The sequence below is a fragment of the Dactylosporangium vinaceum genome (assembly GCF_019904175.1).
In the GTDB taxonomy this organism is placed as follows: domain Bacteria; phylum Actinomycetota; class Actinomycetes; order Mycobacteriales; family Micromonosporaceae; genus Dactylosporangium; species Dactylosporangium vinaceum.
On the sequence record NZ_CP061913.1, the window covers coordinates 4,321,107 to 4,335,556 of the forward strand.

Consider the following 14,450-nt stretch of genomic DNA (forward strand, 5'->3'; position numbering starts at 1 on the left):
GCGCCGACGGCAGCTAATACTCTGGTCGTGACCTGTCCGCTAGAGAGGCGGCCTCGGCGTCTGCGGCATTCGCTTCGTCCGTGTGGCCGAGTCGGCGGGCGTAGGTACTCAACGCCATGAGCGCGTCGAGCAGGCTCCGTTCGGCCCGGCGCACATCCTCCCGCGATCGCTCCAGCTTCTTCACGTGCCGCTCAAGCAGGTACTCCGTCGTGTAGCGATGGTCGTCATCCCAGTCCTCGTCCTGCACTTTGCGATGCTGGTCCCGGGCCAGCAGTGTGCGCTGCCGAAAATGCGTCACCGCGTGGGCGCCGGCGGTCAAGGCCGCATCGGGTCGGCCCAACGCGAACAGGCGCACACCGAGAGCGTGCCAGGTGTCCGCGGCGATGCGATGTTCGTGGCGCCGCAGCCGTGGTAGCAGCTGGATGATGACCGCGCGCGCCTCTTCGGCCCGGTCGCTGCGGACCAGCCTGTCGCTGAGGAGATTCACCGACCGGGCCAGCTCGGGCGTTACGCCCGAGCGTTTACGCCAATAGCCGAGGACCTCCGCCGTCACATCGGCCGCCTCGGCCACCCGGCCGGCCCGATCGAGCAGATTCGCGTACGTCGTCAACGCGTGCGTGAGTGCGACGCCCTGCGCGGTCCCCGCCCGGATCTCGTCCACCGCTGCGGCCGCCGACTCAGCGGCGTCCTCGTGGCGGCCGAGCGCGGCCAGGATCACCGTCCGCCAGCCCCGCGCATCCCGGGCAGCCTGGCCGGTGCTCGACCGCAGCTGCTCGTCGGTGAGGTCGAGCGCCTCCTCGAGCGCCTCGGTCCTGACGAGGCGAACGCGAAGCTCGGCCATGGCGCGGCCGATCTCGTCGGCGTATGCGCCGGGCCGGGCCACATCCAAGGCCCGCAGCACGGCCAGTTCCTCGCGGTACGCGATTGCCGCGAGATCATCCCAGCCCAACTCCGTCAACAGCTCGGCGAGGCGACGCACTGCGGCCGTACTGCTCCACTCGGCTGGGGGCCGCCTGCGCAGCAGCTCCACCTGACTGAGCGCGTCTCTCGCCCACCGCAGTGTCTTGTCCTCCCGGACCAGACCCCGATAACGCGCCGGGTCCACGGGACGATCCAGCATCTTCCGGTGTACCACATCGGCATCCGCTCCGGTCACGGAGATCTTTGTAGCAGCTCACCGAAGGCCGGCCGGTACCGTAGCCGGGCCGTCAGGGGCCTCGGCCGCGACGGTGGAGGTCGTCGGACATCGGACCCACCCCTTCGCCGGAAGCGCCTCGAGTGGCCGGATGGGTCACCGGCCCCCGGTGCCATGGTTTAACGCTGCCCGCGCCGGGCAGAGCGCCAACTCGACCAATGAGATCGGCGGGCTCGCTGGCGGGTGCGGTCGCACTGGCGCGGACCGGGTGAGGAGACCATGGACGACCAATCGCTCGACGGACCGGGGAGGGCGGGTCGGGCTCGTAGGCTCGTCGCCCGTCTCGCCTTATTGGGGCTGAGTCGGCGAAGGCATGCGCGGATGCTGGAGGACCGATGAACACCATGCGAGCGGTACGCGCGCACCGCCGCGGAGGGCCCGAGCAGCTGGTGTACGAGGCGGCGCCGCGCCCTGAGCCGGCACCGGGTGAGGTGCTCGTGGCCGTGCACGCCGCCTCGATCACCGCCGGAGAACTCACCTGGGACGCCACCTGGACGGACAGCCTCGACCCGGGGGGCCGCGATCGGACACCGATCATTCCCTCGCACGAGATGTCAGGAGTCGTCGCCGCGCTCGGGCCCGCAGTGACCGGGATTGGGGTTGGAGACGAGGTCTACGGGCTCCTCCCGTTCGTACGCGACGGAGCTGCCGCCGAGTACGTCACCGCCGCGGCGGACATCCTTGCCGCCAAGCCGGTGAACCTGGACCACGGCGCGGCCGCGGCGGTTCCGCTTGCCGCGCTGACGGTCTGGCAGGCGCTGGTGGACCACGCCTCCCTCCGGGCCGGGCAGCACATTCTGATCCACGGTGCGGCGGGCGGCGTGGGCTCGTTCGCCGTGCAGATCGCCGCGGACCTGGGCGCGAGGGTGACCGCGACCGCCCGTGGACGTGATCGTGACTTCGTGACCGGGCTCGGCGCCCACGAAGTCCTCGACTATGCGAGCGAACGCTTCGAGGACCGGGTCCATGGCGTCGACGTGGTGCTCGACCTGGTCGGCGGCGAGACACAGGCTCGTTCCTGGGGCGTGCTACGGCCGGGTGGTGTACTGGTGAGCGTCTCGGCCCCGCCGGAGGTCCCGCAGAACACCGCGCAAGGGGTCCGTGGAGTGTTCTTCATCGTCGAACCGAACCGGGCCGAGCTCGAGACCATCGCGCGGCTCATCGAGACCGACCGGCTCACCCCGATCGTCGACCGCATCGTCCCACTGACCGAAACACGCGCCGCGTACGAGGCGCTGCAGGCAGCGCACAAGCGCGGCAAGATCGTCATCCGCGTCGCGGAAGGGTGAGCACCCCGATCAGACGCCGCAGCCACAACATCTGGGGGCGCCGTGCCGGGACCCTGTGGTGAGCTGCAGTACGGTGCGCCCCAGTGGTGAGTCGTCGTCCGCCGTCGTCCGCGCCGCGCGGACGGCCTCGACCGTCTGGATGGTCTGCCATGGCGCGCCGCCGTAGGCCACGTCGCTGCGCCACCGGAACGTGTCGGGCTGAATTGTGTGGAACACCCACCGCTCCAGGCGGTCCGCCTCGGCGCGCTCGAGGACGATCTCGTCGCGGACGGTCCGTGCGTACATGTGGATGACGACGGACGTCGCGGTGGAGTGGAAGGTGAAGCGCCACAGTCGCAACCGCTCGTCCCAGATGCGCACGCACAGCCCGATCTCCGGCCCGACCCGCCATTCGTCGAGGACCGCCCGGCCGTCAAGGGCGTCGACGAAGGTCCATGAGCCTTCGGCGACGCGGCCGGTGGTGAGATAGCTGACCCGGGTCCGCCAGTTGCCCAGGAGTGGGGCGAAGTCGTTCACGTCAGCCCTTCGACGAGGCAGTCGGCGATGGCCGGCAGGTGAGCTTGGCCGGGGTCGTAGATGGTGACATCCAGTCCCGCAATGCGTCCGGTGCGCCACAGCGCCGTCAGCAGGTCGGTCAGCTGTGCGAAGGTGAGGCCGGGTGAGCCGGGGCTGTCGACGGCCGGCAGTACGGTGCCGTCGAGGACGTCGAGGTCGAGGTGCAGCCACAGCCGGGGCGCGCCGGCCAGGTGCTTGAGCACGGTGCGCGCTGTCGCGTCGATACCCGATGCGAGCAGTTCCTCGATGCCGATCACGCGCATGGGAGCCGGCCGGCCGGTGCGGTCGCCGACCTGCACGACCTCGTCGTCGGTGACGAGCGGTGTGCCGGTGTCGGGCCAGTGTGTCAGCAGGAGTTCCCCGCGGCCGGTGGCCAGGGCCAGGCCCATGCCGGCTGCAGTACCGAGTTCAGTGGGGTTCTGGTCGCCGGAGTGGGCGAAGTCGGTGTGACCGTCGACGTGGATGAGACCGACGTGGTGCTGGCGGCGGGCGCCGGCGAGGCAGCCGAGCAGTATCGAGCAGTCGCCGCCGAGCACGAGCGGCCGGTGGCCGGCGGTGAGCGCGCCGGCGACCGTATCGGCCAGGCGCAGCGCGTGCTCGCGGACGGTCAGGCCGTTTTGGATCCGGGTCCCGGAGGTGGGCTCGACGCTGTACGGCGGGTGGGGCAACCGGGTCACGTCGACCGCGCCGAGCCGCTCGGCCAGCCCGGCGTCGACCAGGGCGCCGGGCGCCTGCCAGGCCCCGGGCTCCGTGCCGCCCGGGCCCGGTCGCAGCCCGACGCTCCACGGCGCACAGATCACTTCGATCACCATGGCCCTCCTCGGTTACACCGGAGAAAAGTGTTTCACCGGTGTCGCAGAGCGCGCAACCCGGTAGGCTCGGCCACCATGCACGAGTTCCGGCGCCGGGATTTCGTCGGTGGGCGCCCTGTGATCGACTTCGTCAACACCGTCACGGCCCGCAACGGCGAGCCGGTCGACTGGCTGGAGAGCTACGCGGCGCTGCAGCACTGGGCCGCGATGAGCGCCTTGGACCTGCGGGCAGCACCGGCGAGCGGCCCGGAGGCGGTGGCCGAGCTGCATCGGTGCACGGCGCTGCGTGAGGCGGTCCACGCCGTTCTGACCGCGGTGATCGACGCGGTGCCGGTGCCGTCCGATGCCGCCGCGACCGTGGAGTTCAACTGGCGGGAGGCGGCGGAACACGCCCGGCTCGATGTGGCGACCTACCCGTTCGTCATGCGATTCGACCGATCCGCCGGGCCCGACCATGATCTGACCCGGCTGCGCCGCCGGCTCGCCGTGGACGCCGTGGACCTGCTGACCCACCTGCCGCGCCAGCGGCTGCGCCGATGCCCGGGACCGCGATGCGGCTGGCTGTTCCTCGACTCCTCGAAGGCCGGCCGCCGACGGTGGTGCGACATGACCACTTGCGGTACGCACGACAAGAACCGACGCCGCCAGCGCACGCTTCGAAGCGACGCCGATGAATACGCACGGCCTCGGCGGGTCCCAGCCGACGGCCACGGCGCCACGCGACCGCGCGGGACGAAGCCGACGTGAAGGTGCTCGGCTGAACACGGACGGAAAGGCGGCCAGGGCTGCCCTGAGAAACTGTTTGCCGTCAATGGGTGAGCGATAACAATCGAATTTCCTGAGTGCGGCGAAAAGTGTTATGGAAATGGCCTCCAGCGGGTCAGGACGAGCGCGTTCGAAAGTTTCACCGAACTCGTGATGCCCGGCAGTGGAATTCGGGGCGGAGCTTGAATTCGGTATCACGGTTCTGGCACCGTCGGCGCCGAGTGTGAGCGGTCACAAATGAGCGCTCGGGCATGAGGAGGACACGGTGGTCGGACGACGCTCGCGATTGAGGCGACTCGCCACGGCGCTGGCGGCAGGAGCATTGCTGCTGTCGGGAGCCGCCGCGCTGCGAGCCCCGGCCGCCCAGGCCCTGGAGAACGGGGTCGCCCGAACCCCGCCGATGGGCTGGAACTCCTGGAACACGTTCGGTTGCAACATCAATGAGACGCTCATCCGGGGGATGGCCGACGCCATCGTGAACTCGGGGCTGCGGGATCTGGGCTACCAGTACGTCGTCGTCGACGACTGCTGGTTCAACCCGAACCGGGACTCGTCGGGGAATCTGCAGGGTGACCCGTCGCGGTTCCCGAGTGGTATGAAGGCGCTGGGTGACTACCTGCACGGCAAGGGTCTGAAGTTCGGTATCTACGAGGCGCCGCTGGACAAGACGTGCGGGCAGTATTTCGGCAGCTATCCGGGCGCGACCGGTAGTGGTGGTCATGAGACGCAGGACGCGCGGCAGTTCGCGGCGTGGGGTGTGGACTACCTGAAGTACGACTGGTGCTCGCCGACGGGCTCGATCAACGATCAGGTCACCGTGTTCTCGCGGATGCGTGACGCGCTGGCCGCGACGGGCCGGCCGATCGTGTACAGCATCAACCCGAACAGCGTCCATGCGAAGACCGGCCCGCAGCGTAACTGGGGCGATGTGGCCAATCTGTGGCGGACGACCGAGGACATCCAGAACATGTGGAACGGTGGTCAGGCCAACAACTATCCGATGGGTGTGCAGAACATCGTCGACGTCACGGTGCCGCTGGCCGGGTACGCCGGGCCGGGGCACTTCAACGACCCGGACATGCTTGAGGTCGGCCGGGGCGGCGGTATGAACGACACCGAGATGCGCAGCCACTTCGCGTTGTGGGCGATGCTCGCCGCGCCGCTGCTGGCCGGCAACGACATCCGTTCGATGAACGCCGCGACCACGACGATCCTGGGCAACCGCAACCTCATCGCGATCGACCAGGACTCGCTCGGGCTGCAGGCGACCCAGGTCTCCAACGACGGCACCCGCCGGGTGCTGGCCAAACGCCTCGCCAACGGCGACGTCGCGGTGGCCCTGTTCAACCAGGGCGGCTCCACCACCACCGTCTCGACCACCGCCGCCGCGATCGGCAAGGCGGGCAGCTCCTTCACGCTCCTCGACGCCTGGACCGGCGCAGTGAACACCACCTCGGGTGCCATCTCGGCAAGCGTGCCCGCCCACGGCACGGTCGTGTACCGGGTCAGCGGCACCGGGTCCTCGTCGCCCGCCGCGCCATCGAGCACCCCGCCGTCCAGCCCGCCGGTCTCGTCCAGCCCGCCGCCCTCGTCGCCGCCGGCGTCCCAGGGCGTGGGGGCCTGCCGCGTGACCGACAGCATCAGCGCCTGGAACACCGGGCTGACGAGCTCCATCACGATCACCAACACCGGCCCGGCCGCCGTCGACCACTGGTCGCTGGTCTTCACACTCCCCAGTGGGCAGACGATCACCGGCGGCTGGAACGCCACGTTCGCACCGTCGGCCGGCCGCGTCACCGCCACCGACGCCGGCTACAACGCCGTCCTCGCGCCCGGCGCCTCCACCACCATCGGTTTCCAGGCCACCCACACCGGCAACACCACGGGGCCGGCCGCGTTCACCCTCAACGGCTCCGCCTGTACCACGGCATAAGCCCCGAAAGGACACTCGATGTCGCCAGCCTTGACCCGACGGCGCCGCCGGCCGCTCGTCGCCCTCTCCGCCGTACTCGCCCTGGCCGGTGCCGGCCTGGTCGGTACGCACATCGCCGCCGCGGCAAGCGCCGGCTGCTCGGTGCAGTACGCCGTGTCGTCACAGTGGCAGAGCGGGTTCGGCGCCAACGTGACGATCACGAACCTGGGTGACCCGGTCACCGCCTGGACCCTGACCTGGTCATACGGGGCCGGGCAGCAGGTGACGCAGGCATGGAACGCCACCGTGACCCAGAGCGGCGCCCAGGTCACCGCGGCGAACGCGGCCTACAACGGGTCGGTGGCCACCAACGGCACCGTGTCGTTCGGCTTCAACGGCTCCTCGGGCGCCAGCAACCCGGACCCGACCGCGTTCACGCTCAACGGGGTCGCCTGCACGGGCGCGCCGACGTCGCCCAGCGTGTCGGCGTCGTCAAGCCCGTCCGCGTCAAGCAGCCCGTCCGCTTCGTCCAGCCCGTCGGCGTCGTCCAGCCCGACCCCGCCGAACGGCCCGTCGACATTCACGAACCCCGTCGTCTGGCAGGACTTCGCCGACGGCGACATCATCCGCGTCGGGGACGTGTACTACTACTCCGCCTCGACCATGCACTACTCGCCGGGCGCACCCATCCTGCGCTCGTACGACCTGGTGAACTGGGAGTACGCGGGGCACTCGGTGCCGCGCCTGGACTTCGACTCATCGGCCTACGACCTCAGCGGCGGCCGCGCGTACGTCAAGGGCATCTGGGCCTCGGCATTCAACTACCGGCCGAGCAACAGCACGTACTACTGGCTGGGCTGCACCGAGTTCAACCGGACCTACGTCTACACCTCCGCCGCGGTCGACAGCGGCTGGACCAAGAAGGCCCGGATCAACAAGTGCTACTACGACGCCGGGCTGCTCTTCGACAACGACACGCCCTACGTCGTCTCCGGCAACACGACGATCAGCGTGGCCCAGCTGTCGCCGGACCTCACCTCGGAGGTGCGGTCGCAGACGGTGTACCAGACCCCGTCGAGCATCGGCACACTCGAAGGCTCCCGCATGTACAAGCGAGGCAACTACTACTACATCTGGTCCACCAGGCCCGCCAACGGCCAGTACGTGCTGCGCTCGACCAGCCCTTGGGGGCCCTACGAGCAGCGGCAGGTCCTGCTCAACCTGCCCGGCCCCATCTCCGGCGGCGGCGTGCCGCACCAGGGCGGCCTCGTGCAGACGCAGAACGGCGACTGGTACTACATGGCCTTCACCGACGCCTACCCGGGCGGTCGGATGCCGACGATGGCACCGATCAGCTGGAGCGGCGACGGGTGGCCGGTGCTGCAGACCGTGAACGGCCGCTGGGGGACCAGCTACCCCCGGCCCAACCTGCCGTGGCACCCGCTCGCCTCGATGATCGGCACGGACTCCTTCACATCCGGCGCGCTCGGGCCGCAGTACGAGTGGAACCACAACCCCGACACCACGAAGTTCAGCGTCGGCAACGGCCTGCGGCTCAGTACCGCCACGGTGACCAACGACCTGTACAACGCCCGCAACACGCTGACCCGCCGCATCCAGGGACCGACCTCGACGGCGACCATCCAGCTCGACTACTCCACGATGGCCAACGGCGACCGGGCCGGCCTCGCCATGCTGCGCGACCAGTCCGCCTGGATCGGCATCCGCAAGGACAACGGCACCACCCGGGTCTCCATGACCAACGGCCTGACGATGTCCACCAGCGGCTGGACCACCACCGGCACCGGCACCGAGCAGGCCGGTGCCACCGTCTCCGGCGGCCGGATTTGGCTGCGCGTGGCCGCGAACATCCAGCCGGGCTCCGGGCGGACCGCCACGTTCTCCTACAGCACCAACGGCACCTCGTTCACGACGCTGGGCCCCGCCTTCACACTCAATAGTGACTGGCAGTTCTTCATGGGGTACCGCTTCGGCGTCTTCAACTACGCCACCACCGCCCTCGGTGGCTCGGTGACCGTCAACCAGTTCGGGGTGAGCACCCCGTGAGCCGGGCGGGACTGCCGGCGCCGCCGTCGGCAGTCCCGCCCCCGGCACCGCGGCGCGTCCCCATCGGCACCGCTGTCCCGATCACGCACTTTCAGCCCGTCTCGGGGTCGAGGAGGGAGTCGAGGGTGTTCAGCAGCAGCGGGATGTCGATGGGTTTGGTGAGGTAGGCGTTCGCGCCGGCGGCGAGTGTCCGGCCGGTGGTGTGCTGGGTCGCGTCGGCGGTGACGACGACGATGGGGGTGTGGTGGGTGGCGGGGTCGTGGCGGAGCCGGCGGATGACCTCCTCGCCGGGGATGTCGGGAAGGTGCAGGTCGAGCAGGACCAGGTCGGGTGGGTGGCGGCCGGCCTGGTCGAGAGCTGCGGTGCCGAGCGTGGCGGTGGTCAGGGTGATGGAGGGGCGGTGGGCGAGGACGTCCTGGACGAGGAGCCGGTTTTCGGCCACGTCCTCGACGTAGAGGATCTGCTTGGGATCGCGGTATGCCCGTGTCGCGGGTGCGGCTGTGTTGTTGGCGGCGGGTGGGTTCGGTTCGCCGGTGGTGGCGGTGGCGGCGGGCAGTGACACGGTGAAGCGGCTGCCGTGGCCCGGCGTGCTGGTGACCGTGAGGGTGCCGTTCATGGCGCGGGTGAGCTGCTGGGAGAGGGTCAGACCGAGGCCGGTGCCTTCGATCCCGGCGGTCGGGGCATCGAGGCGCTCGAACGGATCGAACAGTTTCGTCAGCCCCTCGGGGGTGATGCCGCGACCGGTGTCCGTGACGGTCAGATGCACCAGCGGGCCGTGGCGGGTGAGGGTGACGGTGACGGTGCCGCCGGGCCGGTTGTACTTGATGGCGTTGGACAGCAGGTTGATCAGTATCTGGCGGAGGCGGTTGGGGTCGGCGGCGATGGTGGTGCGTTCGGTTGGTGGCAGCAGGTGCAGGGTGACGTCCCGGACCTGCGCCAGCGGCCGGACCAGGTCGGCCGCCTCGGTCACGATGTTGCCGGCCGGCACTGCCTGCATCGCGACGGCCAGCTGGCCGGCTTCGATACGGGAGATGTCCAGGATGTCATCGAGCAGCGCGAGCAGGTGACGCCCGGCCTTGATGATCATTTCGGCGTGGTCGAGGTGGGGTGGTTGGAGACCGGCGACTGTCAGCAGGTAGGCGAAGCCGAGCACGGTGTTCATAGGGGTGCGCAGTTCGTGGCTGGCCCGGGACAGGAACGCGCTTTTGCTGGCGTCGGCGTCGCGGAGCCGCTGGTTGGTTTCTTGCAGCTCCTGCGACCGGCGGACCAGTTCGGTATGCAGGAGGTCGGCCAGCGCTGGTGCGGCGGGTGTACCGGCGTCGGGGTCGGGTTGCTGCACGAAGTCGGTCACGTCCTCGGCCCGGTGCACGATGTATGCGAGCTGACCGCCGGGTCCGAAGACCGGGACGTTGCGGCAGCTCCAGTAGCGGGTTTCGAAGTGGTCACCACCGGCCTGCGGGGTACGGACGTCGTAGCGTTGCACCGCCATGCTGTCGGGGATCCGGTCCCGCAGGACGCATCGCAGGGAGGCCCGGAGGTTGGCGACGCCCGTGGCCTGCGGGTCGCCTGGATTGTCGGGGAACACCTCGAACAGCGGCCGGCCGATGTCGCGCTCGCGGGAGGCCAGGGTGGCCTGCAGGTAGGCATCGGTGGCCTCGACGATGCGCAGGTCCGGGTCGAGCACCATCATCAGGATCGGGGCCTGCCGGAACAGGATCTGGTACTCGTCCACGGCGACCCACGGCGCGGTCATGCCGGTCCCGGTCCGGCTGGAGCACCGGCCGGGAGGAGCCGGTCGAGGGCGGCCCGCAGGTCGGAGCGGGTGAAGGGTTTGGTCAGCAGCGGCTCCGGAGCCCGGTGCGCGTGCAGGCCGTCGGCGACCGGGTCGGCGTAGCCGGACATGTACAGCACCCGGATGGCCGGCCGGTCGGTGCTCAACCGGCCGGCCAGGTCGGTGCCGAGCATGCCGGGCATCACCACGTCGGTGAGCAGGCAGTCGATCGGCTCCTGATGGTGTGTGACGGCCTTGAGGGCGGCGGGTCCGTCGGCGGCCGACAGGACGGTGTAACCGTCGCGGCGCAGCATCCGCACGATGACCGCCAGAAGGTCGGGTTCATCGTCGACGACGAGGATCGTGCGGCCGCCCGGCGCCTCGGCCGGGGCCGGGCCGGATGGTGGCGGCGGGTCCGCGGCCACCGGGAAGTAGGCGTGTGCGCTGGTGCCCCGGCCCGGCGCGGACTCCAGGGTGAGGTGCCCCCCGACCTGCTGTACCGCGCCCAGGGCGCTGGGCAGGCCCAGGCCGGAGCGGCCATCGCCGGTGCTGAAGAACGGTTCGACGGCATGGGTGAGCACCTGCGCGGGCATGCCGACGCCGTTGTCGGTGACGCTCACCCGGACGTAGCGGCCCGGGCCGGGCGCCGCAGACGTCTGCGAGCCGTCGGCCACGTCATCAGCCAGATCGTCGGCTACGTCGACGACCGCTGTGGCCAACCGGATGACGCCACCGCCGGGCAGGGCCGCCACCGCGTTGCCGCCGGTCTGGTGCAGGAAGGCGCCGATCGCCTCGGCCGTCGCCCGGGCCGCCGGCAGCCCGTCCTGAAGGTCCCGGCACAGGGTGACCCCGGCCGGCAGGTCCCGCTCCAGCGCGGACGCCTCGTTCCGCACGATCGGATTGACCTCGACCGGCGGGGTGGCGACGACGAGGCGGCTGCCGAACCGCAGCATGATGGCGGCCAGATCGCGGGCCCGGCCGGCGGCCGCCGTCAACTGCCGCAGATCGGCCCGGATCTCCTCGTCCGCCGGGCGTTGTGGACCGGTATCGTGCTCGACGTTTTCCTGCAGCAGATCCGCGTACCCCAGTACCGAGGCCAGCGCGTTGTTGAAATCGTGGGCGACGCCGGAAGCCATCCGCCGCAGGCTGTCCAACCGGTCCCACCGGGCGTGCTCGAGCATCCGCCGCCGATGGTCCGCCTCCTCCTGCTCGACCGCGACGACAGCGGCCGTGACGTCGTTGACGACCAGCACGGTCCCCGCGTAGGCGCCGGTGACCTCGCGAACCGATTGCACCCGGGCATCCAGCCACCGATCCGAGCCGCGCGGCTGCCACCGCCCCAGTTCCTGCCGGTCCGGGCCACTGCCCCGGCAGGCCTGCTCGAGCACCGCCGGACGCTGCGCCTGCGGCAGACATTCCACCCAGTCGAGCCCACCCGTCCGCCCGGCCTGCGGCCCGCACATCCGGCTCAGCGCCGGATTGGCGTACAGCGCACAGCCCTGGGCATCGGTCAGGACGATGCCGACCGGTGCGGCGTCGGCGATGCGCTGCAACTGCTCCTCGGTCAGCCGCAGCCGGTATGCGGTCGCCGCGAGCTGGTCAGTGACCACCCGCAGATGCCGAGCCGCAAACTCGTCCGTGGACGCCACCGGGCCCGCCACCGCGGGTGCCGCCAGCAGGGTGTCCACGGCCGCGAACAGCTCCTGCGGCTCAGCCGGCTTGGGCAATACCCGGTTCGCACCGCACGCTTCGGCGAGACCGGCCACGTCCGCCGCACGATAATTGCCGCTGAAGATCAGCACCGGTATGTCGCCGCCCACCGGCCGGCGCCGGATCTCCCGGGTGAGTTGAAACCCGTCCAAGCCAGGCATCAATGCATCGGTGATCACCAGATCGGGAAGCTCAACGTCGATGATCGCCAATGCCTGCCGGCCGTCCGCCGCGGAGACGATGCGATACCGGCCGTGGCTGCTCAGCAGCAACTCCAGCATCATCCGGTTCCCGGCGTCGTCGTCCACGATCATCAGCGTCGCCATCATCACCACCCCGTCGCACTCACCGGCAGCAAGCGAACAACGCCCTCCCATCGGTACGCCGGGCCGCAAGTCGCATCCCCCAAACGGTTGCTCACCGGTTGCTCACCGATTTGCTACCGTTTCGCCGATCGTCCGGGCTCCAGACGGCTCACAGGGCCGGGGCGCTGCCGCAGACTCCCGGGTAGGGCTGCAGCGCCGTGCCCGCCGGGTCGTCGACGCCGTCCGGCCGGTCGCCGTCGAGCCTCAAGCCCGGCCCGGTCCTGAGCTCGGCCGGCTTCACTTCGGGCCGGACGATCTCGGCGGCGAGCTGGATCGCGTCGCACGCCGGGCCGATCGAGTCGCCCAGCTCGTTGAGCTGGCACGGTGTACTGGTCAGCGCGGCTGCCGCGTCGAGCGTGCACATCGGCGTGAGGACACTCCCGAATTCGTGCCAATGCATCCGGACCGTCGAGCCGACCCCGGCGGCGGAGCCTGATGATGGGGTTCTCACGCGCCGAGGCGTGGCAGCTCGGCGCGCAACGGGTGATCAGATCTGGAGTGGTCGTGTTCCGACGCATCGCACTCGCCCCGCTGTTGCTCGTCTCCCTGGTGGCGTGCGGCCCCGCGCACAAGGCGGACAAGGCGGCGGCCGCCGCACCGGCGAGCACGGCCGTCTCTGCCGGTCCGGCGCAGCCCGCCTCCACCGGCACGTCAGTGGCACCGTCGGTCACCGCGGGCACGAGCACCGCGGCCTTGACCGGCACTCAGAACGCCTTCCTCAAGTCGGTCGACACCACGAAACGCACCATCACGTTCGACCTCGTCGAGTTCTACACGGGCGCCCAGGCCCAGGCTGCCTGCAAAGAGGACGGCGTCACCGAGACCGCCAACGACATGTGCAAGGCGTGGTACCTGCGCAACAACAACCGCCTGCTGCGAACCCTGCCGGTGAAGCCCGACGCGAAGCTGTTCACGATCGACATGAACGACTCGGCCAAGCCGGTGCCGGTCGACCTCGCGAAGTTCGGCGAGTTCCTGACCACAAACAGCTTCCCCTTCGAGTTCGACGTGGTTGACGGCCAGATCACCCGAGCTCAGGCGTTCTACCTACCCTGACGAGGAGCTCACCGGCCCCAATCGCCGCGGGCCTTACGTCGCCGCTGGGTGGCGACGTAAGGCCGTAGAGTCGTACGGTGTCCGTTGCCCTTCTTGCAGCCTTCGCGTCGGCGGTGCTCTACGGCGTTGGCGCGGCCCTGGAGTCCCGAGGCGCCAAGGTTGCGCCGCAGACGTCTGCCGCCAGCCCCTATGCCCTGATGCACGCACTGCGGCAGGTGCCGTTCCTGGTCGGCGTCGGACTGTCCGGCCTCGGCTTTGCGGGCCAGTTCTTCGCCCTGCGAAGCCTGCCGGTGTTCGTCGTCCAGGCCATCCAGGCGGGCAACCTCGCCGTGACGGCGGTCGCCGCCATCCCGGTGCTGCGGGTTCGGCTCGGCAAACGGCAGTGGACGGCGGTGGCCACCGTCTGCATCGGCCTGGCCGTGCTCGCCTCGTCGGCCGCCACCGAGAACGCCGCCCGGGTCGGCCTCGGCTTCCGGGCCGCGCTGCTCGTCGCCGCGGCCGCGCTGACCGCCGCGGGCCTCGCTGCGGGCCGGCTGCCGCCGCGGTGGCGCGCGGCCGCACTGGGCACGGTCGCCGGTCTGGGCTTCGGCATTGTCGCCCTGGCCGCCCGCAGCCTCGCCTCGCTCACCATCATCGGCCTGCTACTCGATCCGGCAGCGTACGCGCTGGTCCTCGGGGGTCTGGTGGCGTTCGGCTTCTACACCAGCGGCCTGCAGACCGGATCGGTCACCGTGGTGACGGCGGCGGTGGTGGTGAGCGAAACTGCGGTACCGGCACTGATCGGCGTGCTCCTCCTCGGCGACCGGACCCGACCCGGGTATATCCCCGTCGCCGTCATCGGATTTCTCACCGCCGTCGCCGGAGCGCTGTTCCTGGCCCGCCTCGGCGACCCACGGCCCACCGGCCCGCCGGCCCGGCTCGAGACGAGCCCACCCCACGACTGACAGCGACCT

12 protein-coding genes are annotated in these 14,450 nt (G+C 70.3%); 6 read left to right on the forward strand and 6 right to left on the reverse strand.

The annotated features are described in order from the left end of the window. Positions 1-13: 13 nt before the first annotated feature. Positions 14-1,156, reverse strand: a complete 1,143-nt coding sequence (locus Dvina_RS19120; RefSeq protein WP_223103825.1) for a tetratricopeptide repeat protein — start codon at positions 1,154-1,156, stop codon at positions 14-16. 428 nt (positions 1,157-1,584) lie between these two features. On the opposite strand from Dvina_RS19120, the gene Dvina_RS19125 reads away from it, so the two are divergent. After that, positions 1,585-2,484, forward strand: coding sequence for an NADP-dependent oxidoreductase (locus tag Dvina_RS19125; protein ID WP_223103826.1), 900 nt, complete (start codon positions 1,585-1,587; stop codon positions 2,482-2,484). Between the two features lie 9 nt (positions 2,485-2,493). On the opposite strand, the gene Dvina_RS19130 is transcribed toward Dvina_RS19125, so the two are convergent. Beyond that, positions 2,494-3,000, reverse strand: coding sequence for a hypothetical protein (locus tag Dvina_RS19130; protein ID WP_223103827.1), 507 nt, complete (start codon positions 2,998-3,000; stop codon positions 2,494-2,496). Continuing rightward, complete coding sequence (locus tag Dvina_RS19135; protein WP_223103828.1) at positions 2,997-3,851, reverse strand: arginase family protein; 855 nt, start codon at positions 3,849-3,851, stop codon at positions 2,997-2,999. Before Dvina_RS19135 ends, Dvina_RS19130 begins: the two co-directional genes overlap by 4 nt. 75 nt (positions 3,852-3,926) lie before the next feature. Here Dvina_RS19135 and Dvina_RS54315 point away from each other — a divergent pair, with 75 nt between their 5' ends. The 3 genes from Dvina_RS54315 (at position 3,927) to Dvina_RS19150 (ending at position 8,595) form a co-directional block, all read left to right on the forward strand. Further along, positions 3,927-4,598, forward strand: a complete 672-nt coding sequence (locus Dvina_RS54315) for a CGNR zinc finger domain-containing protein (RefSeq protein WP_246656313.1) — start codon at positions 3,927-3,929, stop codon at positions 4,596-4,598. Between the two features lie 418 nt (positions 4,599-5,016). After that, the gene (locus tag Dvina_RS19145) at positions 5,017-6,549 is read left to right on the forward strand and encodes a cellulose binding domain-containing protein (protein ID WP_246656558.1); all 1,533 of its coding nucleotides are present in this window, start codon (positions 5,017-5,019) and stop codon (positions 6,547-6,549) included. Positions 6,550-6,567: 18 nt separating this feature from the next. Next, positions 6,568-8,595 (forward strand): family 43 glycosylhydrolase, encoded by a 2,028-nt coding sequence (locus tag Dvina_RS19150; protein WP_223103830.1) that lies wholly within the window; start codon positions 6,568-6,570, stop codon positions 8,593-8,595. 91 nt (positions 8,596-8,686) lie between these two features. Here the strand turns inward: Dvina_RS19150 and Dvina_RS19155 are convergent, their stop codons facing one another. The 3 genes from Dvina_RS19155 to Dvina_RS19165 form a co-directional block, all read right to left on the reverse strand. Next, positions 8,687-10,348 (reverse strand): ATP-binding protein, encoded by a 1,662-nt coding sequence (locus Dvina_RS19155; protein WP_223103831.1) that lies wholly within the window; start codon positions 10,346-10,348, stop codon positions 8,687-8,689. Next, on the reverse strand, positions 10,345-12,471 hold the full coding sequence (locus Dvina_RS19160) for an ATP-binding response regulator (protein WP_223103832.1): 2,127 nt from the start codon (positions 12,469-12,471) through the stop codon (positions 10,345-10,347). The genes Dvina_RS19155 and Dvina_RS19160 overlap by 4 nt, the downstream gene beginning before the upstream one ends. 79 nt (positions 12,472-12,550) lie before the next feature. Further along, the gene (locus Dvina_RS19165) at positions 12,551-12,805 is read right to left on the reverse strand and encodes a hypothetical protein (RefSeq protein WP_223103833.1); all 255 of its coding nucleotides are present in this window, start codon (positions 12,803-12,805) and stop codon (positions 12,551-12,553) included. A gap of 140 nt (positions 12,806-12,945) precedes the next feature. On the opposite strand from Dvina_RS19165, the gene Dvina_RS19170 reads away from it, so the two are divergent. Both Dvina_RS19170 and Dvina_RS19175 read left to right on the forward strand, forming a co-directional pair. Continuing rightward, positions 12,946-13,497: a hypothetical protein gene (locus Dvina_RS19170; RefSeq protein ID WP_223103834.1), complete on the forward strand. Its 552-nt coding sequence runs from the start codon at positions 12,946-12,948 to the stop codon at positions 13,495-13,497. A 77-nt stretch (positions 13,498-13,574) separates the two neighbouring features. Next, a complete protein-coding gene (locus Dvina_RS19175; protein ID WP_223103835.1) occupies positions 13,575-14,441 on the forward strand; it encodes a hypothetical protein in 867 nt (288 codons plus the stop codon). The last annotated feature ends 9 nt before the right edge of the window (positions 14,442-14,450 follow it).